We start from the raw sequence: 23,515 nt of genomic DNA, 5'->3' as shown, positions 1-23,515 counted from the left end.
TCGCCGGTCAGAGCCAATCGGGGCTCTCGAGCTCCTCGGCCCAGAGCAGGAGCGGCATCCCGGACAGGGCCGACTGGGCGAGGCTGAAGAGCTGGCCGAGGTCGGGGCGGACGCCGGCGCGCTCGTGGGCCCGGACCTCGACCCTGGCGGGATCGAGCCCCGCCTCGCTGCACACCCAGGCGAGCGCATCGCGGAAATCCCCGACCCGGTCGACGAGGGCAGCCGGCGCGTCGGCGCCGAGGAAGACCCGGCCCTCCGCGTGGGCGCGGATCTCGTCGGCGCTGCGCCCCCGCCCTTCCGCCACCCGGTCGACGAACTCGACGTAGATGTTGTCGACCTCCGCGGCGAGGACCGCGCGATCGCCGTCGGTGAGGGAGTGGGCGGGCTCGAGGATCCCCGCCCTGGCGCCGCGGAGGATCACCTCCTGCCGCACGCCGATCCGGTCGAGGAGCGCCCTGGCGTCGAAGCGCCCGGAGAAGACGCCGATCGATCCCACCAGCGCCCCTGGCGCTGCGACGATGTGGCTGGCGCCGCAGGCGGCGAAGTAGCCGCCGCTGGCTGCCACCCCCTCCACCAGGGCCACGGTGGGCTTCGCCGCGGCGCAGCGCCGGACCGCGTGCCAGATCAACTCCGAGGCGTTGGCGGCCCCGCCCCGGGATTCGATGGTGAAGATCACCGCGCCGACGCTGCGATCCTTGCGGACGTCGTCGAGGGCCCTGCCCACCGACTCGTCGCCTGCCATCTCGCTGCCGCCGGGCCAGCGGAAGCTCTTTCCCGGCTTGATCAGGCCGGAGAGCGGCACCACCGCCACGCGCTTGCCCCGCCCGAACCTCGGCCAGCGCATCTGCCAGAGCTTGCGGGCGTGGAGGCGGCCCGGGCCCGCGAGCGTGGCGTCGGGGGGCTTTTCCGCCGAGGCGCCGCTGCGGGCGAGGAGCTGCGGCAGCTCGTCGGGGAAGGCGAGGTGGTCGACGAGACCTGCGGCGAGGGCGCGGCGGGAGGTGTAGGGGCCGCCGTCGATCACCGCCCTGGCCCAGCCCTCGTCGCCGCCGCGCCGGGTGGAGAGGTCGGTGACGAGGTTCTCGTACGCACGGGTGAGGACGCGCTCGACGAGATCGCGGTGCTCGGGCGTGACCTCCCGCTCGGTGAAGCGCTCCGGTGCGGTCTTGAACTGGCCCTTGCGCACGAACTCGGGGAGCACGCCGGCGTTGTCGAGGGCCTCGCGGAGGACGGTCACCGCCGCCGCGTAGCCGAGGAGGTGGACGGGACCGCCTGGGGCGAGGACGACGCGGCTCGCTGCGGGCACCAGGGCGAAGTGGCGGTTGTCGGCGTGCTTCCAGTAGAGCACCACCTCCTTGCCCGCGGCACGGAGGCGCTCGAGCCCCGCGCGCAGGGCGAGGAGCCTGGCGCGCGAAGCGTGGAGCTTCTCCACCCGGAGGACCACGCCGCGCACCGCCGGCTCGCGCTCCACCTCGGCGAAGGAGCGGAGGAGGCCATGGACCGTGGGGCCGCTGCGCCGCCTGCCGAAGGCCCAGCGGCGCCGGTGGAGATCGCGCCAGCGCAGGGTGCCGGCGAGCCGGTAGTCGACGAAGTCGGGCAGCTTCGGCCTCGCGACCAGGCGCGCGAGCAGGCGCAGGATCGCCACGAGGAGGCGCAGCGGGGTGAGGAGGAGATCGAGGAGCATTCGCATCGCGCAGCGGGGCCCGTCAGCCCTCCTCCCCCTGCCGCTCGGATCGGAGCAGCGGCAGTACCTCGCCGATCCCCTCCGGCGCCACGCGGATGTCGCCGGGCTCGCCCTCCCTGCCGAAGACGGCGATCTCCACCGGGAGGAAGCGACGGATCACCGCGGCGTTGGTGAGGAGGTGGCGGTTCACCTCGGTGACGGTGACGCGGTGGATCGGTGTGGGGCCACCCTGCTTGCCGGCGGAGGCGAGGGCCAGCGGCAGCAGGATCTGATCGGCGAGGTGCTCGTCGAGGGCCATGCCCGAGGCGTGGTGCCACTCGAAATCCTCCACCGCCTCCCCCGCCACCTGCTCCGCCGGTTTGCCCGGCTCGGCCAGTGCGCCGAAGGTGACGGCGATCTTCTCGTAGATCGCCTGGATCGCGATGGCCGCGCCGTGGGAGGGGCCCGCAGGAAGCGCCATGCTCTCGACGTGGGAGGGCACCCCCGCCTCGCGGAGCCGCGTGCGCGCCGTCTGTCCCATCCGCGGGGCGACGTCGCCATGGAGGCCGGCGACGATGGGAACGACCCGGACCTCGGTGAGGGTGCCGCGCCGGCGCCGATCGACGGGACGGGCCGGCTGCGCCCTGCCGATGGTGGCGACCACCTCGCCCCCGCCTTCCGGGTAGAAGCCGGCGCCCACGAGCCGCACGTCGATGGGCCAGCCGATCGAGCGCAGCAGCGGCGCCCAGCCCAGCGCCAGATCGTGGAAGGTCGGCGCCCGGCTCACGTGGGTGCCGCCGCGGATCCGCACCTCGGAGGGCTGGTCGGCGAGGCAGAGCGGCAGGGCCACGGTCTGGAGCAGCAGCGAGGTGGAGCCGGCGGTGCCGATCTCGAAGAGGTGCTCGCCGCCGCGGATGGAGCCCGCGGGACGGAAGAGGAGGTGCTGCGAGCCACGGCTGTCGCCCTCCACCAAGGCGCCGGAGATGTCGGCGGCGGCGCGGACGGCGGCGAGGTGCTGTGCCTGCAGGCCCGGCTCCTCGCGGCCCGCGCGGATGCGGAGGAGCTCGAAGGGCTTGCCGGTGATCACCGAGAGCGTGAGGGCGGTGCGGAGGATCTGGCCCCCGCCCTCCCCTGCGGAACCATCGAGCTGGATGTCGGCGCGATCGGACATAGGGAGCGAAGTTAGGGCAGCGGGCAGGCGAGGAGCACCTCGCTTCGGCGGCCGGCGTTGGCTCGTGGACGTTCGGCCCGCAGTCGTGGCAGAGCTGCGCCCATGTGGATCGCCCTGGGCATCTTCGCCCTCACCTACCTCGTCATCCTCGGCCAGAAGATCCCCGGGATTCCGCTCGAACGCCCCTCCGGCGCCGCTACCGGCGCGGTGGCGATGGTGGTCTTCGGCGTGGTGACGCCGGCGGAGGTCTATAGGGAGGCGGTGAACCACGAGACGATCGTGCTGCTCCTCGGGATGATGATCCTCGCCGCCTACCTCGCCGAGGCGGGCTTCTTCCGCTGGGCGAGCTGGCAGGCGATCCACGCGGCGAAGACGCCGCGGCGGCTGCTCGCGGGGGTGACGCTCGTCTGCGCCGGCCTCTCGGCGCTGCTGGTGAACGACACCGTCTGCCTGGTGGTGACGCCGCTGGTGCTCCAGGTGGTGGACGACGCCGAGCTGCCGCCGCTGCCCTTCCTGCTGGCGGTGGCCTTCGGCGCCAACGCCGGCTCGGCGGCGACGCCCACGGGCAATCCGCAGAACATGATCGTCGCCACGCTCTCCGGGATCTCCTACGCGGACTTCACCGGATCGCTGGCGCCGGCAGCAGCGGTGGCCACCGGCGTCGTTCTGCTGGTGCTCCTCTGGCTCTTCCGGCGGGAGCTCGCCACGCGGCACCTCGCGCCCACGCAGGTGGAGCCGCCGCAGGTGGATCGCCCCCTGCTCCTGCGGGCAGGCGTCGCGCTCTGCGGGGTGGTCGCCGCCTTCTTCGTCGGCGCGGACCTCGCCTGGACGGCGATGGCCGGCGCCGCCTTCCTCCTCCTCGTCGGCGGCCGCGCGCCGCGGCAGGTGCTGGACCGGGTCGACTGGGTGCTGCTGCTCTTCTTCGCCGGGCTCTTCGTCGTGGTCCACGGCGTGGCGCGGAGCGGCGCAGCGGACGCGATCTTCGCCTCGATCGCCCCCTTCGCCACCGGTGGTCCGTGGCGGGAGGCGGCGGTGCTCGGCACCACCTCGGTGATCTTGAGCAACCTCTTCTCGAATGTGCCCTTCGTGCTGCTCGCCGCGCAGTGGATCCCGGCGTTCTCCGACCCGCCGCTGGCCTGGAAGGTCCTCGCCCTCACCTCGACCCTCGCCGGCAACCTCACCATCGTCGGCTCGGTGGCCAACGTGATCGTGCTCGAGCTCGCCGGGAACCACGGCAGGATCTCGTTCGGTCGCTTCCTCCGCTACGGCGCGCCGGTGACGGTGCTGGGCACCGCCGCCGGCACGCTGGTGCTGCTCGCCTTCCGCTGAGGAACGCGAAAGGCCCGCCACGGGGAGCGGGCCTTCGCGTTTTCACCAGCAGTGATTCACTGCGGGTGTCTCACTTCGAGTTACCAGCCGTAGTTCGGCTTCTGGTCGAAGCGGTGGTGCGACTCGATGTAGCGCACGGTGCCGGTGGTGGAGCGCATCACCACCGAGTGGGTGACGGCGCCGTCGCCGGTGTAGCGAACGCCCTTGAGGAAGTCGCCCGAGGTGATGCCGGTGGCTGCGAACATCACGTTGCCGGCGGCGAGCTCCTCGAGCATGAAGATCTTCTCGATGTCCTTGACGCCCATCGTGAGCGCCCGCTCGATCTCGCCCTCGTTGCGCGGCTTGAGCCGGCCCTGGAAGTCACCGCCCACGCAGCGGATCGCCGCTGCGGCGAGCACGCCCTCGGGAGCACCGCCCACGCCCATGAGGACGTCGACGCCGGTCTCCTCGAAGCAGGTCGCCACCGCGCCGGCCACGTCGCCATCGCCGATCAGCTTGATCCGCGCGCCCGCCTCGCGAACCTCCCGGATCAGCTTCTCGTGCCGCGGCCGATCGAGGATGCAGACGGTGAGGTCCTCGACGTAGCGGCCCATCGCGTCGGCGATGCGGCGGAGATTCTCGGTGGGGCTCTTGCGGAGGTCGATGGCGCCGCGGGCCTTCGGGCCCACCGCGATCTTCTCCATGTACGTGTCGGGGGCGTGGAGGAACTTGCCGCGCTCCGCGATGGCGATGACGGAGATCGAGTTGCCGCGGCCGGTGGCGCAGATGGTGGTGCCCTCGAGCGGATCGAGCGCGATGTCGACCTCGGGGGATTCGCCGTCGCCGCAGCCGACCTGCTCGCCGATGAAGAGCATGGGCGCCTCGTCGCGCTCGCCCTCCCCGATCACCACGGTGCCGCGGACGCGGACGGCGTCGAATGCCTTGCGCATCGCATCGACAGCAGCCTGATCACAGGCCTTCTCGTCGCCGCGGCCCATCAGACGGGCGCTGGAGAGCGCCGCTGCCTCGGTGACGCGCACCACCTCGAGTGCCAGGTTCCGATCCATCTTTCATCCCTCCTCAAGCTCCACCCCCGCCCCACCGGGAAGGGATGTCCACCCCATAGCGGGCGGAAGGTGGCCACGGCAGCTCAGCCGGGCAAGTTCTCGCCAGCGCGCAGAAGCCCCACGATCCGTTCCGGGAGCTTCGTCGGCTTGTGATCGCGATCGATGCAGGCGTGGACCGTATGGCCCTCCACCAGCAGCCGCTCGTCCTCGACGCGGACCACCCGGTACTCGAAGCGCAGCGAGGCGCGCTTGAGCTCGGTGATCCGGGTCTCGACGCGGACGTGGTCGTCGTAGCGCGCCGGGTGCTTGTAGCGGACGTTGGCCTCCACCACCGGGAACATCACGCCGCACTCGGCCTCGACGTCGCGGTAGCGGGCACCGGCTGCACGCAGGTATTCGTTCCGACCCGCTTCGAAGTAGCGGAGGTAGTTGGCGTAGTAGACGACACCCATGCGATCGGTGTCGCCGTAGATGACCCGGATCTCGGTCGCAACCACGCCGCCTCCCTCCCCCTGCAAAGGGGGCGGAACCTACACCCGGGTGGGAAAGCGGGCAAGGAGGCAGGCGCCGTGCTGTCGCGCAGCGAACCGGATCAGCGGGCGAGGCGGAACTCGAGGAGCTCGATCGTCGCCTGCGGGATCCGGTCCCTGCCGCCGACGAGGGCGGCGGAGGCGAGGCGGATCAGCCCGACGCCGGGGGCGTAGGCCCACTCCATCTCCAACGAGGTGGCTGCGTCGACCGGGGTGATCCCGCGGACGAGGAGGACGCCCTCGAAGCGGCCGGCCGGCACCTCGACGGAGGCGTTGGTCTTCACGATCTCGTAGCGCTCGCGCTTGCCGTCCTCGAGCAGGCTCTCCCAGGTGGTGCCCGGCGCCACGGGCCCGAGGATCAGGTAGCGGCGCTCGTCGCGGAGCCCCTCGCCGTCGAAGGCGAGGGCCCCCCGCTGGTTGTCGCGGAAATAGCCACCCTGCTTCTCCTCGATCCGCACGGTGTTCCGCTCGACCTTCCCGCCGAAGCGGGTCTGGTAGGTCCAGCTGTTGCCCACGGCGAGGGGGAAGAAGTGGGCCACGTCGGGCTGCACGCGGGCTGCCGCAGGGGCGCTGGCGGTGGGAGCGGCGGTGGCGCAGGCGCCGAGGAGCGAGGCGGCGACGAGGAGGACGGGCAGACGCATGTCCTGCAGCGTACACCGAAGCCTCCGGCGCCGGCGATCGACCGGCGCTCGGCAGGCAGCCTGCTCCTGTGGGTGGACGCCCGCCGCTACCGCGCCGCCGGCGTGGCGCCGCCGCGCTGCACCGGCGGGTTGGCGCTGCTCGCGGTGGCGGCGCGCTCGGTCCGGAGGCTGTGCAGGGCCTCCTCCGCAGCACGCCGGACCATCTCCTCCGGATGGCCGGTGGAGGCGGTGAAGAGATAGGCCTCCGCCTCCTCCCCGCCGATCTCGGCGAGGGCGTAGATCACCTGGATCACGAAGGAGGGATCGCGGCCGAGCGTGGCGTCGATCAGCTTCGGCACGGCGCCGTGATCACCCACCGCGACGAGGCCTCCAACCGCCCGGAGCTGCGCGGTGCGGTCGCTGTCCTCGAGGCGCTCGAGCAGGTAGGGCAGCGCCACCGGGCTCTTGCGATCGGCGAGGACCCGCAAGGCGAACTCGCGGCGCTGCCCGTCGGCGGAGGCGAGCTCCGCCACGAGTTCCTGGTCGGTGCGGGTGGCGGTCTCGAGGTGGAGGGCGAGCTGCCCCGCCGCTTCCGCGAGGGCCTTGTCGATCGCCTTGCGGAAGGCGTCGTTCCGGCTCTCCGGACCACCGGCGAGGAACTCCTGCTGCGCCCTGCCCTCGCCGACGATGCGGCTGCCGGCGCCGCGGGTCAGGGCGAGCTCGACGGCCACCTCGGCGCGGAGCGGCAGATTGGGATCGTCGCCGCTGGGGGCCAGCACCGGCGGAAGGGTGCGCAGATAGACGAGCTCGACACGGGCGTGCCACGGCTCCACGCCGCCTGCCGGCTTCTCGCCGGGATCGAGCAGGCCGATCCGCCCCTTCTCCTCCAGGGCTTCGCGAGCGCTGGCTGCGAGATCCTCGGGGCCGAGGGAGAGCCGCGGGTGGCTCCCCAGATCCGCCTCCGAGACGAGGAGCCGATCGACGAAGCCGAGCCGGTCGTCGCGCTTGCAGGCGGTGCAGGTGAGCAGCAGGAGAAGCACCGGTAGCAGCGCCCCTCGCAGGGCGGCGATCCGGGAGCGAGCAGGCGCAGTCACGCACACCATCCCGTCGAGTCTGGGGGTGGCACCCGGGAGAGTCAAGGCACCACCGGTCCGGATGAGGCGCGGCCCGGCATCGGCCTGCCCACCTTCCGTTCGACGTGGCAGGGCGGGAGCGGTTGCGCGGCGAGCCACCCGAGGGGCCCGCCGCGCCGGGATCAACCTTCGGTCTCGGGCTCGCCGGGGGTCGGCTCGGTGGACGTCTCCTCGGCGCCCTCCGCAGATGCGGCCTCCACCTCGGGACCGGCGGCCCTGGTCCGGCGCCTGCGGCGGCGGGGACGATCGGGCGCCTCCTCCTCCTCGGCGGCTGCCTCCGGCTGCGGCGCGACCGTGGGTTCCGCTGCCTCGGTGGCAGCGACGGGGGCCTCGGCCTTGGCTGCTGCCACCGGCTTCTCTTCGGGAGCGATCGGCTGCGCCGGCGCCGCTTCGGCCGCGGGGGCCGGCGCCGCAGGTGCTTCGACCTGCTCACCAGGCGCCGGCGTCTCCCGGGCTGCGGGCACGACTGCCTCGGCGGGGGCCGCCTCCGGCACCTCGACTGCAGCCGCCTCCGCCGGTGCCACCTGCTCTGCCGGCGCACCCTCCGGTGCAGGCTGCGCGGCGCTGGTCACGCCGGCCTGCGTCTCCTCCACCGCGTGGGGCGCAGCCACCTGCTCCGCGGGATGGGACACCGCGCGTTCGGCGGCGATCGGCCCCTCCTCCGCAGCAGCGCCGGCCTCCGCCTGCGCCGCAGCTGCGGCAGCGGCTTCGCGGGCCTTGCGACGCTCCTCGCGCTCCTTCGCCCGCTTCTCGCGCCACTCGCGGCGCTCCTTCTCCCGGCGCTCCCGCCGATCGGCAGCGCTCTCGCGCCGCGTCTCGGCAGTGGCGCCTGCGGCAGGAGCAGGCGCTCCCGCTGCAGCGAGGCTCCGGAACGCCGCTGGATCGAATTCGGTGAAGGTCACGGTGCGCTGCCGCACGCCCATCCCGCGCTCCGCGAGCTGGTCCGCCAGCGCGTCCGCGCAGAGCAGCGCCACCAGCGCGCCGCCTGCCTGCGCCGCCTCGCTCTTGCCCTCCCGGGTGACGTCGGAGGGCGAGAGGAGCACGCCCATCTGCGCCGAATGGCTCTGCAGGTCACGCCGCAGCTCGAGCACGTCCTCGCGCCGCACCTCGCGGCCGCCGCGGATCACCCGCACCGCGTAGCGGACCTCGGTCAGGCCCATCCGCCTGCGGCACGTGTAGAGCGAGCCATCCTTGTGCCGCTTGGCTACGCGCACGTCGCGGTAGCCGAGGGTGTCGAGCATCGTCTGCGCCACCGCCTCGAGGGCCACCGCGTCGAGCTCGGCGAGCCGCTGCCGCAGCTGCGCGACCGCCCTGCCGCGGGCGTCGGCGACCATCTGATCGATCGGCGCCGCGGCACCGACGGCGACGACCGCCTCCACCGCAGCGGGCTTCCTCTCCTCGGCGAGCCTGCCGACGACCCTGGCCACCAGCGCCGGGAGATCGACCTCCTCCTCGGGAACGGCCTGGCCGGAGAGGCCCACGAGGCCACCCTCGGGGAAGTCGAAGACCGGCTTGCGGCCCTCGCCCTCGCGGCGCTCGTTCTCGGAGCGCAGCGCATTCTCGAGGGCCTCGCGGCCGATGTCCTCGGCGACGAGATCGTGCTCGCGGATCGCGGCGGCGACCTCGAAGACGGGCAGCGGACGGCCGGCGCGATCGACGATGTCGTAGACCAGCTCGGCCAGAGGCGGCAGGCGCTTCTTCTTCTTCTTCTTCTTCCGCTCGAGCTCTTCGTATTTGCGGCGGCGGTCGCCCCTGCCGGCGATCCGCACGTTCTCCTTGTCGATCCGCGGATGCCGCTCGCGGCCCCGCAGCGGCGGCTCGTTCTCGTCGGGCCGCTCCACCACGCCGCTCTTCTCGAGCGCCTCCTCGCAAGGTTCCACGCTCCAGTCGGTGAGGCCGAAGGTATCGGGCTCCACCGCGATCAGCCTGCGATCCGCGCTGCGACGCGCCATCGCCGCGAGCTGCGCGGCCATGGTGATCTCGGGCTGCTTGCCCACGTGGGAGAGGAGGCTCTCCTTGATGGCGAGCTCGGTGATTGCGTTGGCGTGGAGAGGCTTTCCCTCTCGCAACAGGATCTGCAGCGCCGCCTCGTAGAAGGTCATGCGGAATCGATCGTTTCTCTCGACCGCGGCGGCGGCGCTCCATCCGATCCACGGGGAGCCCACGGCCAACGGCGCCCGCGCATGGTCCCGCAGGCTGGTGGACAGTTCTTTCGCACGAGGGCCGATCCGGCCCTCCTGCCCCCGCCGGAAGAAGCAGCCGACCGGGTGGTCGGCAGCCTGCATGGGGACAATGGCGCGGGAGCCTAAAGTGCTTGAAGTTACAAGTCAAACCAGAATATGCTCGGCCCGGCTGTCCTGGATCCGGGGGTCCCGCTCGCCGACGTGTCGCCGGCGCGAGGGGGAAGGACCGGGAGCCGGAGCGTTTTGATCCGTTTCCACATCGGCACCCGCTGGAAGAGCGAACGCCGGGGACACAGCGCCCACGCGCTGGCAGACGAGATCCACGGCTCCCTCGGGATCGAGGTCGACGGCGTCGACATCTCCCGGGGCAGGCTCGAGGACCGGTTGGTGCCCACCACCACCGCCCTGGTGGAGTCGGTGGCCCGCCTGCTCGAAGGCGGCGCCCGCACAGCGGCGGTGCCCTTCGACGAGGGATCGATCGAACTCATCCTCGCCCGGCACGGCGAAGCGGTGACCCTCTCGCTGGTCTCCCTGCCCCGGCCGGCCCGGGTGCTGGTCCGGGATCTCGAGGTGGAGCTCGGGGCCCTGGCGCAGGCAGCGGGCCGCTGCGGCGAGGAGCTCCTCGGCCACCTCGCCGAGCTGCCGCCGGACGAGGCGAAGGGCGCCGCGGTCGGGCGCCTGCGCCAGGCGTGCACCCGGCTGGCCCGCGCCAGCGCCCTGCCCGGCGAGGCGCCACCGCCGAGCGGCAGGCCGCTCTCGCTGCGGAGCAGGCCCCCAGCAGGCGGCACCGAGGCGCCGTCGCTCGGCTTCGATCTCCGCGACGAGGACGGCAGGCTCGGCAGCTACGAAGGCGGCGAGGGGCTCCACCCGCTCCTCGCCCCGGGCCATCTCTACGTGCACGCGCCTGACGGCGAGGAGCTCTGCGCCGTCTCCGGCTCGCCCTTCCTCCTCCTCCGCGATCTCGCCGACGTCGGCCTGCGCCTGCTCGAGGCCGCCCGCGAGGGCGACGAGGGCGGCTTCTCCTTCCCGCTCGGCTGGGAGGCGCCTGCGGTGGAGGTCGATCTCCGGGGCGGCGCAGTCACCGTCGCTGGCCGCACCCTGCGCTGCCCCGCCGAGGCCCTGGCCCGGGCGCTCTTTGCCGGCGCCCTCGATCTCGGCGGCGCCCTCCTCGCCAGAAATCCCCGCCTCGGCCACAACCCCTACCTCACCTCGCTGGTGGAGGAGGCCCGCGAGCGGCTCTCGCTCTGCGATCAGCTCGCCGCCCCGGCGCGGGCGGAGGGCGCCGTCGCCGCCCGTGCCCCGGCGCCCCGGAGCAGCAGGGAGGCCCCGCCGCTGGCACCGGGCGCGCTGCGCCGGGTGAGCCTGAGAATCGCCTGGACCGCCGAGGTGGGCTGCAACATCCGCCGCCTCCACCCCGCCGGCCCGTCGGTGTGGGCGCTCGGGCGCCGCAACGCGCAGGCGCTCCGCCTCGCGGACGGCACCCCCGGCCCCGCGATCGAGGGCTCGGTTGCCGTCGGTGGCCCGAAGGCGCCGCTCCTCGCCGCCGACCGCGCCGGCGTCGTCTCGTGCAGCGAGGCGGACGGCACCGGGCGCTGGACCGCCGCCCTCGGCGCCGACGCCCTTAGCCCCGCGTACGCCGAGCTGCCCGGCGGCAGGGCAGCGGTGGTGGCGGACGGAACCTCCCTCCGCCTGCTCGGCCTCGAGCGCGGCGACTCGCTCCTTACCCTCGATCCGCCAGCGGCCCACGCGATCGCGCTGGCGGCAGCAGGCGACCTCGTCGCCGCCGGCGCGGACAACGGCCTGCTCTACGGCGTGGTCGGCAGCAGGGCGGAGGTGGCATGGCGGGTTCCGGTGGGGGCGCCGATCGCGCGGCTCACGGTCTACCGCGACCGGCTGCTGGTGATCACCGAGGGGAACGAGCTCCTTGGCTTCGCCGCCGCCACCGGCGAGCCCCTCTTCCGCGCCGAGCTGCCGGTGGATCCCGCCGGCGAGGTCCTGCCGGTGCCCGGCGGCTGGATCGTCGCAGGCGCGGGCCGCACCGGCGGCGAAGTGCTCGGCCTCGCGGCGGACGGAACGGTGCGCTGGCGGGTTCGCCCCAACCTCGGCGCGGAAGCGCCTGCGATCCGCCGCGCCGGCGGTGCGGTCTACGCCCGCGGCGAGGCGGGGATCTGCCGGATCGATCGGGGCAAGGTCCGCTGGAACGAGCCCTGCCTGCCGGGCGGCGCGCCGGTGCTGATCCGGGGCCTGCTCGCCCTGCCCGGCGAAACCCTGCGGCTCCTCGACGCGGCCACGGGCCGCGGCCTCCTCGTCACCGGCAACACCTCCGCCCTGCCCCCAGCCGATCACCTGCTGGCGACCGAGGATGTGCTGGTGGTGGCGGATCGCGAGGGGGCGGTGGCGGCGATGCGCCTCGCCGGCGCGCTCGCCGTGGTCTGAGCGCACAGTGGGGCGCTCCAACGCAAAGCAACTTGCGCGCGAAGCGCGCCTCTTGTCCGCTCGGTCCCGCGCCAGCGGGGCCGAGTGGACAAAATACAACCTCAGACCCCGAGGAAGAGCCGCTTGCCGAAGTTGGCCGCGAGCCCCTCGTCGAAGATCCGCTGCGCGGCGGCGTCGATGTCGTATTCGACGCGGTGGTACTGCACGAGCCGCTTCTCGGTGTCGTAGGTGACGAAGCAGCTGCGGTTGTCGTAGTCGCGCGGCTGCCCCACCGATCCCACCGAGCAGATGTAGCGATAACCCTCGCGCACGGTGAAGCGCTGCGCGATCACGTCGTGGACCTCGCCGTCGCGCAGGGCGAAGGCCTTGCAGAGGTGGGAGTGGCCGATGAAGGTGATGTCGGCGAGCTCGTCGATCACCGGCAGCAGCTCCCGGGCCTGGTGCTCGGCGAAGATGTACTCGTAGGCCTCGGGCTCCAGCGGCGAGCCGTGGCAGAAGCCGACCTCGCCCTCGCGGTGCACGTAGGGCAGCCCCTGCAGCCAGGCGAGGTTCTCGGGCTCGAGCTTCTCCGCGGTCCAGTCGAGGGCGTGGCGCGCCGCCTCGTAGTAGAAGCTGTAGTCCATCTTCCCGGCCACCGCCGCGTCGTGGTTGCCGAGGAGGGTCACCGCGGCCATCTCGCGGATCTGGCGCGCGCATTCGTTGGGCGAGGCGCCGTAGCCCACCACGTCGCCCAGGCAGATCAGCCGGTCGCACCCGAGCGCCTCGAGCTCCTCCCGCACCGCGGTGAGGGCTTCGATGTTGGAGTGGACGTCCGAGAAGATCCCGATGCGCAATCTGCCCCCGCGGTGACGAGCCCTCTGGTGTTCGGCGCTCTCACGCCAGGGCGGATGGTAGCCCTCTCCGGGCGCCGGTCAAGTCGGCGCCCGGACCGTCGTTCAGAGCGTCGCCGGCACTTCCTCGAAGTGGGTCAGGGCCTTGAAGGAGGCGAGGCGCTCGCGGATCTGCGCCTCGTCCAGCTCCTTGAAGCGGTCGAGGGAGAACTTCTCCACGCAGAAGCTGGCGAGGGTGGAGCCCGCCACGCAGGCCTGGCGCAGGGTGCCCACCGAGAGATCGCCCCTGCGCGCGAGCCAGCCCATGAAGCCGCCGGCGAAGGAGTCGCCGGCGCCGGTGGGATCGAAGACGTCCTCGAGGGGATAGGCCGGCGCCGCGAAGACGTGCTCCTTGTCGAAGAGGAGCGCGCCGTACTCGCCGCGCTTGATCACGAGGCGGCTCGGGCCCATCGAGAGGATCGCCCGGGCGGCCTTGACCACGTTGTGCTCGCCGGCGAGCTGCCGCGCCTCCGCGTCGTTGACGAAGAGCATGTCGACACGGGCCAGGGTCTTGAGCAGCGCCTCGCGGCTCCCCGAGATCCAGAAGTTCATCGTGTCCATGCCCACGAGGCGGGGGCGCTTCTCGACCTGGTCGAGAACCAGGCCCTGGAGCTCGGGGTGGATGTTGCCGAGGAAGAGGAGCTCGGGGTTGCGGAAGGCGGCGGGGAGCTCGGGCCGGAACTCGCCGAAGACGTTGAGCTGGGTGTCGAGGGTGTGGGCCTCGTTGAGATCGAAGCCGTAGCGCCCCTTCCAGCGGAAGGTCTTGCCCGCCGCACGGGTGAGCCCCGTGGTGTCGATGCCCCGGCTCTTGAGGAAGGCGACGTGCTCCTCGGGGAAGTCCTCGCCCACCACGCCGACGAGCTGGACCGGGGCGAAGAAGGAGGCGGCGGTGGAGAAGAAGGTGGCCGAGCCGCCGGGGACGTCGTTGCGCTGCCCGAAGGGCGTCTCCAGCGAGTCCAGGGCGATCGATCCGACGACGAGAACGGCCATTGCTGTCTCCCTCCCCGCCTCCCGGCGGACGTTCGGGAGGGCTTCTAACGCGGCGGCGGTCCCGGTTCAACCAACAGCGTACCGGACGCAGCCGTCGGGAACCGCTCCCTTCGTTGCAGGCCATCTGGCAAGTGACTACCATGCCATCTGGCATCAAGGAGGAGCGGATGCGATCGAGCGAGATGGTGGCCTCCCTCCTGGGTGGGAAGCGGACCCTGGGCACGAGCCCCCGGACCGACCGTGATTTCGTGCGGCTGGTCCGCAGCGGTCTCCCCTGGGCCTCCCTCGGTGCAACGGCCCGCAGGCTCGGTGTCACCGAGGAGGAGGCCCTCTCCTGGACCGGGCTGCCACGGCGCACCGCTGCGCGGCGCAAGGCGGAGGGGCGCCTCGAGGCGGAGGAGTCCGAGCGCCTCCTGCGGCTGGCGCGGGTCGTCGCCGTCGCCATCGACGTGCTCGGCGACGAGGTGCGGGCGCTGCGCTGGATGCGGTCTGCCAACCGCGGCCTCGGTGGAGAGACGCCGCTCGAGTGGCTGGACACCGATCTCGGCACCGCGGCGGTGATCGACGAGCTGCTGCGCCTCGAGTACGGCGTCTTCAGCTGATGCGCTGCTGGCGCATCTGCCGGGCGCGCTGGTCGGCCCAGGCCTGGGATGGCGAGGGGGCGCGGTTGCTCGGCGGCCGCTGGAACCACCCCGGCGATCGTATGGTCTACGCTGCCGGGAGCCTCTCGCTGGCTGCGCTCGAGACGCTGGTGCACGTGGAGCCCGAGATCGCGCCGGCCGATCTGGTGGCGATCCCTGCGGAGCTCCCAGACGACCTCGAGATCGAGCGCTGGTCGGCATCCGATCTCCCGCGGGACTGGCGGAGCTACCCGGCTCCCGCGCAGCTGCGGGATCTCGGCGCAGACTGGCTGCGCTCGCGCCGGACGGCGGTGCTGCTGGTGCCCTGCGCGGTCATTCCCGAGGAGAGCTGCCTGCTGATCAACCCCGCCCATCCGCGCGCCGCCGCGTTGCGCCCTGGAGACGCCCGGCCCTTCTCCTTCGACCCCAGGCTCTTCGGCGCCTGATCAGGCGCCGCGGGGGGCGAGCTGGCCGGTGAGGATCCCCTTCGCGGGCTTGCGGCCCGGGCCACCCTCGGCGGCGAGCTGGCCGCAGGCTGCGAGGATGTCGCGGCCGCGGTTCTTGCGGGCCATCGCCTGCACGCCCCGGCGCATCAGCCCGTCGATGAAGTGCTGGACCCGCTCCGGCGGCGAGGGCTCGTAGGGCAGCCCCTCGTTCTTGTTGTACTGGATGAGGTTCACCTTGGCGGGAACCTGCCGCACCAGCTGGACGAGTCGCTCGAGATCCGCGTCGGTGTCGTTGATCCCGTCGAAGAGCACGTACTCGAAGGTGATCCGGCGCCCCTGCCGCATCGGGAACTTCCGGCACGCCTCCATGAGGTCGGCGATCTTCCAGCGCCGGTTCACGGGCATCACCTTGTCGCGGCACTCGTCGGTGGTGGCGTTGAGCGAGATCGCCAGCTTCACCTCGGTCTCGGCGCCGAGGCGCAGGATGTTGGGGACGATGCCGGCGGTGGAGACGGTGACGTGCCGGTGGGAGAAGTTGGGTCCCTCCTCGGAGAGGAGGATCTCCAGCGACGCCTTCACGTTCTCGAAGTTGTGCAGCGGCTCGCCCATCCCCATGTAGACGAGGTTGGTGAGGGGCCGCGGGCCGGGCACCAGCCCCTCCTCGATGAGGAAGCGGTTCACCTGGTGGACCTGGCCTGCGATCTCGCCGGGCGTGAGGTTGCGGGCGAGGCCCATGGTGCCGGTGGCACAGAAGCCACAGCCCATGGCGCAGCCCACCTGCGTCGAGATGCACAGGGTGCGGCGGCCCCGCTCCTCGTCCGGCATGTAGACCGACTCGATCAGCTTGCCGTCCGTGGTGCGCCAGCGGAATTTGATCGTCCCGTCGGTGGAGCGCTGATCCTTGTCGAGCACCAGCGGCTCGAGGACCACTTCGGCCTGCAGCTTCGCCCGGAAGGCCTTGGGGAGATCGCTCATCTCCTCGAAGGAGAGCGCGTACTTCTGGTGCAGCCACTTGTAGAGCTGGCCGGCGCGGTAGGGCTTCTCGCCGAGACGGGCCACCAGGGCGCCGAGCTCCTCGCGGCTGAGCGAGCGCACCTCGGGCCGCGCGGGCGCTGCAGCCCCGGGCTGCTGGATGTCGGCGACGATGGGAAGGCTCACGTTCTCGCTCCTTGCGCGCACCGGCCCCTCGCAGGCCGCGTGCTTCCAGCTTCAACGCCCGGAGGCGCAGGTTCCATCGCAGCCCGCGGGACGACCCTGCAGGCTGGCGCCATATACCGGATCCGTGCCGTTCCGAGAACGGCCCGGACCGCTGCACACGAAAAACGCGCGCCCCCGGTCCGCAGGGAGCGCGCGTCTCACGTTTCGCTCGGCGCCCGATCAGGACTCCCGGCGGAGCCCCACGAAGCGGGAGAGCAAGGTGCCCTCCATCTCCCGGGCCACCGCCCGATCCCGCTGCTGCTGCTCGGGCTCCTCGCCGGCCTCCTCGCCGCCGCGCTGGCCCCGCTGCTGCCGCTCGGGCGCCACGGTGATCTCCACCCGGGCGACCCGCTTCTCGTCGGCGCCGCGGACGGTGAAGGCGAGCCCGTCGTGGTGGATGGTCTCGCCCATCCGCGGCACCCGGCCCGCCATCGAGGTGACGAAGCCGCCGACGGTCTCGTAGTCGCCCTCCTCCGGGAACTCGAAGGGCTCCTGCCCGTCGAGCGCCTCTTCGAGGAAGCACTCCACGTCGCGGATCGAGGCCTCGCCCTCCGCCAGGAAGACGCCGGGGGCGAGCTGCCGGATCGGCTCCTGCTCGTCGAAGTCGCCCTCGTCTCGGATCTCGCCGACGATCTCCTCGACCACGTCTTCGAGGGTGACCACGCCGCTGGTGCCGCCGAACTCGTCGACCACCACGGCCATCTGCTGGCTGCGGCGCTGGAACTCGGCGAGGAGGTGGCTGATCTTCATCGTCTCGGGGACGAAGAAGGCGCCCTGCACCGCATCGATCAGGCGGAAGCGCGCCTTGTCCGCAACGGCGCCCTTGCCGAGGTCCTCGAGGAGCTTCTTGGCGTAGAGCACGCCGACCACGTTGTCGACCGACTCCTCGTAGACCGGCAGGCGGGAGTGGCCCGAGTCGACCACTACCCGCACCACCTCCTCGTAGGAGGCGTCGACGGGGAGGGCCACGACCTTGGGCCGGGGCACCATGATCTCGCGGACCCGGACCCGGGAGAAGTCGATGACCGACTCGAGGAGGTCCCGGTGGCCCTCCTCCAGATCGCCCGCCCTGGCGCCCTTCTCGATCAGGTATTCGAGCTCCTCGGTGGTGCCGTGGAGCGCCGGCGCGCCTGCCCCGCGGACCACGCGGGCGAGGCCCGTGAGCGGGCCGACCAGGGGCCGGAGGAGGAGCTCGGCGCCTGCCGCCACGGGAGCGGCCCAGCCGAGGCTGCGCTCGGGATCCCGGGCTGCCACGGCGCGCATCGCGGTGATGACGACGAGGGCGACGAAGGCCGCGCCGCCGACCGCAGCCCAGGCGAGCGCGGGAGCGAGCGGCAACATCGCCATCCAGGCGGCGAGCGCCAGGCCGATGGCCACCTTCGCCAGGGCGTCGAGGCAGAGGAGCGCGAGACGAACGGCGTCGGGGCGCTTCACCACGGCGGAGAGGCCGCGGGGCGCATGGCCCTGCCGGTGGTCTTCGTAGATGGCAGCGACCCGGTGCTCGCCGAGCGAGGCCAGGGCTGCGGATGTCGCGGATGCGAGCGCCGAAACGACGAGCGCCGCTGCAGCGACGACGAGAGGTCCTGAATAACCGCTACTTGATCCCAACCAAGACTCCGGCCGCCGGCCCTCCACCCTCCCCCCGAAGAGATGGAAACGGACTCGCCAACGGTCGATTTTCTCCGGGCACCGAGCCGGCCCTTTCCGGCCCGGCGCCCTTCGTCCTCCGGTCCGTCCGGAGGTCCCAGCGGCCCGAAGGGGGCCTACTGGCACCCGACGAACCGCCGATTACTTCTTGTTCTTCCAATCATAGGCCACGATCTCCGTGGCAGGGAAGAAGTAGGCGATCTCGTTGCGGGCGTTCTCGAGGCTGTCCGACCCGTGGACGGTGTTCGCGTCGATGCTCTCGGCGAAGTCCGCGCGGATGGTGCCCGGGGCTGCGTCCTTGGGGTTGGTGGCGCCCATGATGTCGCGGTTGGCGAGGACGGCGTTCTCGCCCTCGAGCACCATCACGACGACCGGGCCCGAGGTCATGAACTTGACCAGGTCCTTGAAGAAGGGCCGCTCGCGGTGCACGGCGTAGAAGCCACCGGCCTCCTGCTCGGTGAGCTGCTTCATCTTCATCGCGACGGGCTTCAGGCCCTTGCTCTCGAAGCGGGCGACGATCTGGCCGACGACACCCTTCTCGAGGGCGTCGGGCTTGAGGATGGAAAGCGTGCGCTCGACTGCCATGACATGACTCCGTGTGCGGCGGCGGCCATGACCCCCTCCCGGGAGAACGACACGCCGTTGGTTGCGGGCGGCGGCTCTTATCCGCCTGCCCTGTAGAAAGCAACCCCGGCATGGCGACAGGCCGGGCCGGGGTTGCAGGATTTCACTTGGCTGCAGCTCGTCCGGGGGCGCCCGGACCGCGCATCTACGGCGTGACGCCGCGCTCCGCGAGCAGCTTCTTCAGGGTGGTGCCGAGCTCGGCGGGGGTCGGCGAGACCATCACGCCTGCAGCCTCCATCGCCTTGATCTTCTCCTCGGCAGTGCCCTTGCCGCCCGAGATGATCGCGCCGGCGTGGCCCATGCGCTTGCCCGGGGGGGCGGTGCGGCCGGCGATGAAGCCCACGACCGGCTTGGTCACGTGCTCCTTGATGTACGCCGCCGCCTGCTCCTCCGCGCTGCCGCCGATCTCGCCGATCATGATGATCGCCTTGGTCTCGGGGTCGGCCTGGAAGGCCTCGAGGCAGTCGATGAAGTTGGTGCCGTTCACCGGGTCGCCGCCGATGCCCACCGCGGTGGACTGGCCCCAGCCGAGCTGGGTCACCTGGTGCACCGCCTCGTAGGTCAGCGTGCCGGAGCGCGACACGATGCCGATCGAGCCCTTGCGGTGGATGTGGCCGGGCATGATGCCGATCTTGCAGCCGCCCTTCGAGCCCTCGCCGTCGCCCGGCGTGATCACGCCGGGACAGTTGGGGCCGACGAGCCGGGTCTTCCTGCCCTGCATCGCGCGCTTGACCCGGACCATGTCCATCACCGGAATGCCTTCGGTGATGCAGACGGCGAGGTCGAGACCTGCGTCGACCGCCTCGAGGATCGCGTCCGCCGCGAACGGAGGCGGCACGTAGATCACGGTGGCGGTGGCGCCGGTGGCCTTCACCGCCTCGGCGACGGTGTTGAAGACCGGGATCTTGTCCTCGAACTTCTGGCCGCCCTTGCCCGGGCTGACGCCGCCGACGAGCTGGGTGCCGTAGGCGAGCATCTGCGAAGCGTGGAAGGAGCCGGCGGAGCCGGTGATGCCCTGGACGATGACCTTGGTGTTCTTGTCGATGAAGATGGCCATTAGTTGGCTCCCTTCACTGCAGCGACGGCCTTCTGCGCGCCCTCGAGCATCGTGTCGGCGGTGATGATGTTCATGCCGCTCTCGGCGAACTTCTTCTTGCCGAGCTCGACGTTGGTGCCTTCGAGGCGCACGATCAGCGGCACCTGCAGGCCCACTTCCTTCGCAGCGGTGAGCACGCCGTCGGCGATGACGTCGCACTTCATGATGCCGCCGAAGATGTTGACGAAGACGGCCTTCACGGCGGGGTCCGCGAGGATGAGCTTGAACGCGGCGGTGACCTTCTTCGCGTCGGCGCCGCCGCCCACGTCGAGGAAGTTGGCGGGCATGCCGCCGCAGTACTGGATGATGTCCATGGTGGCCATCGCCAGGCCCGCGCCGTTCACCATGCAGCCGATGTTGCCGGTGAGGCTGATGTAGGCGAGATCGAACTCCTTCGCCTCGCGCTCGCGCGGATCCTCCTCGAGGGGATCGCGGTAGCTCTGCAGATCCTGGTGGCGGAAGAGCGCGTTGTCGTCGAAGTCGACCTTGGCGTCGAGGGCGAGGACCTCACCCTGCTTCGTGATGACGAGCGGGTTGATCTCGACGATCGAGGCGTCGGTGTTCTCGAAGACCTGGGCCAGCGCGCCGCAGAACTTCACGAACTTGTTCACGGTCGGGCCCTCGAGGCCGAGACCGAAGGCGAGCTCGCGGCCCTGGTAGGCCTGGAAGCCCACGGCGGGGTCGATCGACACGCGGAGGATCTTCTCCGGGTGCGTCTCGGCGACCTCCTCGATCTCCATGCCGCCCTCGGTGGACGCCATGATCGTCACCCGCGAAGTCTCGCGGTCGAGGGTCATGCCGAGGTAGAGCTCACGACCGATGTCGAGGCCCTCCTCCACGAGGAGCTTGTGGACCTTCGCGCCCTCGGGCCCGGTCTGGATGGTTACGAGGGTCTTGCCGAGCATCGCCTCGGCGAACTCCTTCGCCTGCTCCGAAGACTTCGCGAGCCGCACGCCGCGGCCGCCGTCGGAGTCCTGGAAGGTGCCCTTGCCGCGGCCACCCGCGTGGACCTGGCTCTTCACCACCACCACCGGCGTACCGAGCTGCTTCGCCGCCGCCTCGGCTTCGCTCGGCGAGGTCGCCACGAATCCGCGCGGCGTCGGAACGCCGTACTTCCGGAAGATCTCTTTGCCCTGGAACTCGTGGATCTTCACGCTTGCTCCTTGCTGCCGGGGCTCATCTGCCCGCGGCGCTCGGGGTCACAAAAGGAAAGGCCAGGCCGCTTCCTGCGGCCCGCCGGATCACTTGCCGTGCAGCTTGGCGCGGGCGTAATCGCGGTACGTCTCGGCGATGACGCGGATCGAGATCTCCTTCGGGCAGACCGCTTCGCACTCGCGCACGTTGCGGCAGTTGCCGAAGCCCTCGGCGTCGTGCTGCGCCACCATGTTGGAGACGCGGCGATCGCGCTCCGCCTGCCCCTGGGGCAGGTGCTTGAACTTCGAGACCAGCGCGCCGACGAAGAGCATCGCCGAGGCGTTGGGGCAGGCGGCGGCACAGGCGCCGCAGCCGATGCACGCCGCTGCGTCCATCGACAGATCCGCCTCCTCCTTGGAGATGGGGATCGCGTTGCCGTCCGGGGTGCCGCCGGTGCGCACCGAGACGAAGCCGCCGGCCGCGACGATCCGGTCGAAGGCGCCGCGGTTGGTGACGAGATCCTTGATGATCGGGAAGGCGTGGGCCCGCCACGGCTCGATCGTGATCTCGTCGCCGCTCTTGAACTTGCGCATGTGGAGCTGGCAGGTGGTGGTGCCCCGCTCCGGACCGTGCGCCTCGCCGTTGATCATCAGCGAGCACATGCCGCAGATGCCCTCGCGGCAGTCGTGATCGAAGGCGATCGGCTCCTCGCCCTTCGCGATCAGACCCTCGTTCACCTCGTCGAGCATCTCGAGGAAGGACATGTCGGGGCTGACGTCCGGGGCGTCGTAGGTCACCATCTGGCCCGGCGAGTTGCCGTCCTTCTGGCGCCACACATGAAGCTTCAGTTTCATGTTGCCACTCATTACTTGTAGCTCCGCGTTGCAAGCTTCACGTACTCGAACTGCAGCTCTTCGGTGTGGCGCACCGGCTTCTTGCCGGGGCCCTGGTACTCCCAGGCTGCGGCGTGGGCGAACTGCTCGTCGTTGCGGAGCGCCTCGCCATCCGGCGTCTGGTACTCCTCGCGGAAGTGGCCGCCGCAGGACTCCTCGCGCTCGAGGGCGTCCTGCGCCATCAGCTCGCCGAACTCGAGGAAGTCGGCGACGCGGCCCGCCATCTCCAGGGAGACGTTGAGGTTCTCGCTCTCGCCGAGGACGTTGACGTTCTCCCAGAACTCCGCGCGGATCGCCGGGATCTCGGCGAGGGCGTCGCGCAGGCCGGCGGCGGTGCGGCCCATGCCGCACTTGTCCCAGAGGAGGCGGCCGAGCTGCTTGTGGAAGGAGCGCGGGGTGCGCTTGCCGCGGATGGAGAGGAGCTTGATCTGCTGCTCGCTCACCGCCTTCACCGCCGCCTTGAACTCGGGGGCGTCGGCGCTGACCTTCGGCTGCTTCGCGTTCGCGAAGTAGTCGCCGATGGTGTAGGGCAGCACGAAGTAGCCGTCGGCGAGGCCCTGCATCAGCGCCGAGGCGCCGAGGCGGTTGGCGCCGTGGTCGGAGAAGTTCGCCTCGCCGATCACGTGCAGGCCCGGGATGGTGGACATCAGGTTGTAGTCCACCCAGAGGCCGCCCATGGTGTAGTGCGGCGCCGGGAAGATGCGCATCGGGACCTTGTAGGGATCCTCGCCCGTGATGCGCTCGTACATCTGGAAGAGGTTGCCGTAGCGGTCGCGCACCACGTCCTCGCCCAGCCGCCGAATGGCGTCGGCGAAGTCGAGGTAGACGCCCTGCCCGCCCGGGCCGACGCCGCGGCCCTCGTCACAGACCTGCTTCGCCGCACGCGACGCGATGTCGCGGGGCGAGAGGTTGCCGAACGAGGGGTACTTCCGCTCGAGGTAGTAGTCGCGCTCGTCCTCGGGGATCTGGTGCGGGGCGCGCTTGTCGCCCACCGCCCTGGGCACCCAGATCCTGCCGTCGTTGCGGAGCGACTCGGACATCAGGGTGAGCTTCGACTGGTGGTCGCCGCTGACCGGGATGCAGGTCGGGTGGATCTGCGTGTAGCAGGGGTTGGCGAAGGCCGCGCCGTGCTTGTAGGCACGCCAGGTGGCGGTGACGTTGCAGCCCGCCGCGTTGGTCGAGAGGAAGAAGACGTTGGAGTAGCCGCCCGTGGCGAGCACCACCGCATCCGCCGCCCACGCCTCGATCTTCCCGGTGACCAGGTCACGGGTGACGATGCCGCGGGCATGCCCGTTCACCATCACGAGATCGAGCATCTCGGTGCGGGAATGCATCTTCACCGTGCCGAGGCCGATCTGGCGCTCCAGCGCGGAGTAGGCGCCGAGGAGGAGCTGCTGGCCGGTCTGGCCCCTGGCGTAGAAGGTACGGGAGACCTGGGCGCCGCCGAAGGAGCGGTTGGCCAGGGTGCCGCCGTACTCGCGGGCGAAGGGGACGCCCTGCGCGACGCACTGGTCGATGATGTTGGTCGAGACCTGGGCGAGGCGGTAGACGTTCGCCTCGCGGGCGCGGAAGTCGCCGCCCTTCACCGTGTCGTAGAAGAGCCGGAAGACGCTGTCGCCGTCGTTCTGGTAGTTCTTCGCGGCGTTGATGCCGCCCTGCGCCGCGATCGAGTGCGCGCGCCGGGGGCTGTCCTGGTAGCAGAAGCAGTCGACCTTGTAGCCGAGCTCGGCCATGGTCGCCGCTGCGGACGCGCCGGCGAGGCCCGAGCCCACCACGATGACGCTGAACTTCCGCTTGTTGGCGGGGTTGACCAGCTTCATGTCGAAGCGGTGCTTGTCCCACTTCTGCTCGATCGGCCCGCTGGGGATCTTGGAGTCGAGTTTCACGTGGT

Annotated in this window: 20 protein-coding genes; 4 read left to right on the top strand and 16 right to left on the bottom strand. The window is 71.4% G+C overall.

Annotated elements, in window-relative coordinates; translation table 11 throughout:
• Nucleotides 1–7: 7 nt before the first annotated feature.
• Together ACESMR_RS21045 and rtcA are read right to left on the bottom strand one after the other, a co-directional pair.
• A complete protein-coding gene (locus ACESMR_RS21045; RefSeq protein WP_373049095.1) occupies nucleotides 8–1,681 on the bottom strand; it encodes a S49 family peptidase in 1,674 nt (557 codons plus the stop codon).
• 22 nt (nucleotides 1,682–1,703) lie between these two features.
• Nucleotides 1,704–2,831: an RNA 3'-terminal phosphate cyclase gene (gene rtcA, locus ACESMR_RS21040; RefSeq protein WP_373049094.1), complete on the bottom strand. Its 1,128-nt coding sequence runs from the start codon at nucleotides 2,829–2,831 to the stop codon at nucleotides 1,704–1,706.
• A 102-nt stretch (nucleotides 2,832–2,933) separates the two neighbouring features.
• On the opposite strand from rtcA, the gene ACESMR_RS21035 reads away from it, so the two are divergent.
• Nucleotides 2,934–4,160 carry an SLC13 family permease gene (locus ACESMR_RS21035; RefSeq protein ID WP_373049093.1) on the top strand — a complete coding sequence of 409 codons (1,227 nt, stop codon included), beginning with the start codon at nucleotides 2,934–2,936 and terminating at the stop codon, nucleotides 4,158–4,160.
• 80 nt (nucleotides 4,161–4,240) lie between these two features.
• On the opposite strand, the gene glpX is transcribed toward ACESMR_RS21035, so the two are convergent.
• From glpX to ACESMR_RS21010, 5 genes are all read right to left on the bottom strand, one after another.
• Nucleotides 4,241–5,206 carry a class II fructose-bisphosphatase gene (gene glpX / locus ACESMR_RS21030; protein ID WP_373049092.1) on the bottom strand — a complete coding sequence of 322 codons (966 nt, stop codon included), beginning with the start codon at nucleotides 5,204–5,206 and terminating at the stop codon, nucleotides 4,241–4,243.
• 83 nt (nucleotides 5,207–5,289) lie between these two features.
• Nucleotides 5,290–5,703: an acyl-CoA thioesterase gene (locus ACESMR_RS21025; protein ID WP_373049091.1), complete on the bottom strand. Its 414-nt coding sequence runs from the start codon at nucleotides 5,701–5,703 to the stop codon at nucleotides 5,290–5,292.
• Between the two features lie 95 nt (nucleotides 5,704–5,798).
• A complete protein-coding gene (locus tag ACESMR_RS21020; protein WP_373049090.1) occupies nucleotides 5,799–6,377 on the bottom strand; it encodes a hypothetical protein in 579 nt (192 codons plus the stop codon).
• Between the two features lie 86 nt (nucleotides 6,378–6,463).
• Entirely contained in the window at nucleotides 6,464–7,450 is a 987-nt protein-coding gene (locus ACESMR_RS21015) for a HEAT repeat domain-containing protein (protein WP_373049089.1), read from the bottom strand.
• Nucleotides 7,451–7,611: 161 nt separating this feature from the next.
• Nucleotides 7,612–9,591, bottom strand: a complete 1,980-nt coding sequence (locus ACESMR_RS21010; protein ID WP_373049088.1) for an HTH domain-containing protein — start codon at nucleotides 9,589–9,591, stop codon at nucleotides 7,612–7,614.
• A 324-nt stretch (nucleotides 9,592–9,915) separates the two neighbouring features.
• On the opposite strand from ACESMR_RS21010, the gene ACESMR_RS21005 reads away from it, so the two are divergent.
• Nucleotides 9,916–12,108, top strand: coding sequence for a PQQ-binding-like beta-propeller repeat protein (locus tag ACESMR_RS21005; protein WP_373049087.1), 2,193 nt, complete (start codon nucleotides 9,916–9,918; stop codon nucleotides 12,106–12,108).
• A 101-nt stretch (nucleotides 12,109–12,209) separates the two neighbouring features.
• Here the strand turns inward: ACESMR_RS21005 and ACESMR_RS21000 are convergent, their stop codons facing one another.
• Nucleotides 12,210–12,941, bottom strand: a complete 732-nt coding sequence (locus tag ACESMR_RS21000) for a metallophosphoesterase family protein (protein ID WP_373049086.1) — start codon at nucleotides 12,939–12,941, stop codon at nucleotides 12,210–12,212.
• A gap of 102 nt (nucleotides 12,942–13,043) precedes the next feature.
• Nucleotides 13,044–13,967, bottom strand: coding sequence for a PfkB family carbohydrate kinase (locus ACESMR_RS20995; protein WP_373049085.1), 924 nt, complete (start codon nucleotides 13,965–13,967; stop codon nucleotides 13,044–13,046).
• Nucleotides 13,968–14,134: 167 nt separating this feature from the next.
• On the opposite strand from ACESMR_RS20995, the gene ACESMR_RS20990 reads away from it, so the two are divergent.
• Nucleotides 14,135–14,569, top strand: coding sequence for an antitoxin Xre-like helix-turn-helix domain-containing protein (locus ACESMR_RS20990; RefSeq protein ID WP_373049084.1), 435 nt, complete (start codon nucleotides 14,135–14,137; stop codon nucleotides 14,567–14,569).
• Nucleotides 14,569–15,033 (top strand): RES family NAD+ phosphorylase, encoded by a 465-nt coding sequence (locus ACESMR_RS20985; RefSeq protein WP_373049083.1) that lies wholly within the window; start codon nucleotides 14,569–14,571, stop codon nucleotides 15,031–15,033. Before ACESMR_RS20990 ends, ACESMR_RS20985 begins: the two co-directional genes overlap by 1 nt.
• Here ACESMR_RS20985 and rlmN read toward each other — a convergent pair whose 3' ends face one another.
• From rlmN to ACESMR_RS20950, 7 genes are all read right to left on the bottom strand, one after another.
• The gene (gene rlmN / locus ACESMR_RS20980; RefSeq protein WP_373049082.1) at nucleotides 15,034–16,191 is read right to left on the bottom strand and encodes a 23S rRNA (adenine(2503)-C(2))-methyltransferase RlmN; all 1,158 of its coding nucleotides are present in this window, start codon (nucleotides 16,189–16,191) and stop codon (nucleotides 15,034–15,036) included.
• A 219-nt stretch (nucleotides 16,192–16,410) separates the two neighbouring features.
• Nucleotides 16,411–17,838: a hemolysin family protein gene (locus tag ACESMR_RS20975; RefSeq protein ID WP_373049081.1), complete on the bottom strand. Its 1,428-nt coding sequence runs from the start codon at nucleotides 17,836–17,838 to the stop codon at nucleotides 16,411–16,413.
• Nucleotides 17,839–18,018: 180 nt separating this feature from the next.
• Nucleotides 18,019–18,462, bottom strand: coding sequence for a nucleoside-diphosphate kinase (gene ndk, locus ACESMR_RS20970; RefSeq protein WP_373049080.1), 444 nt, complete (start codon nucleotides 18,460–18,462; stop codon nucleotides 18,019–18,021).
• 184 nt (nucleotides 18,463–18,646) lie between these two features.
• The gene (sucD, locus tag ACESMR_RS20965) at nucleotides 18,647–19,558 is read right to left on the bottom strand and encodes a succinate--CoA ligase subunit alpha (protein WP_373049079.1); all 912 of its coding nucleotides are present in this window, start codon (nucleotides 19,556–19,558) and stop codon (nucleotides 18,647–18,649) included.
• Nucleotides 19,558–20,751, bottom strand: coding sequence for an ADP-forming succinate--CoA ligase subunit beta (sucC, locus tag ACESMR_RS20960; protein WP_373049078.1), 1,194 nt, complete (start codon nucleotides 20,749–20,751; stop codon nucleotides 19,558–19,560). The genes sucD and sucC overlap by 1 nt, the downstream gene beginning before the upstream one ends.
• Nucleotides 20,752–20,838: 87 nt before the next feature.
• Nucleotides 20,839–21,585 (bottom strand): succinate dehydrogenase/fumarate reductase iron-sulfur subunit, encoded by a 747-nt coding sequence (locus tag ACESMR_RS20955; protein WP_373049077.1) that lies wholly within the window; start codon nucleotides 21,583–21,585, stop codon nucleotides 20,839–20,841.
• An 11-nt stretch (nucleotides 21,586–21,596) separates the two neighbouring features.
• Nucleotides 21,597–23,510, bottom strand: coding sequence for a fumarate reductase/succinate dehydrogenase flavoprotein subunit (locus ACESMR_RS20950; protein ID WP_373049076.1), 1,914 nt, complete (start codon nucleotides 23,508–23,510; stop codon nucleotides 21,597–21,599).
• Nucleotides 23,511–23,515: the final 5 nt, after the last annotated feature.

Source organism: Vulgatibacter sp., from assembly GCF_041687135.1.
GTDB lineage: Bacteria > Myxococcota > Myxococcia > Myxococcales > Vulgatibacteraceae > JAWLCN01.
This window is presented reverse-complemented; position numbering and strand designations above follow the sequence as displayed.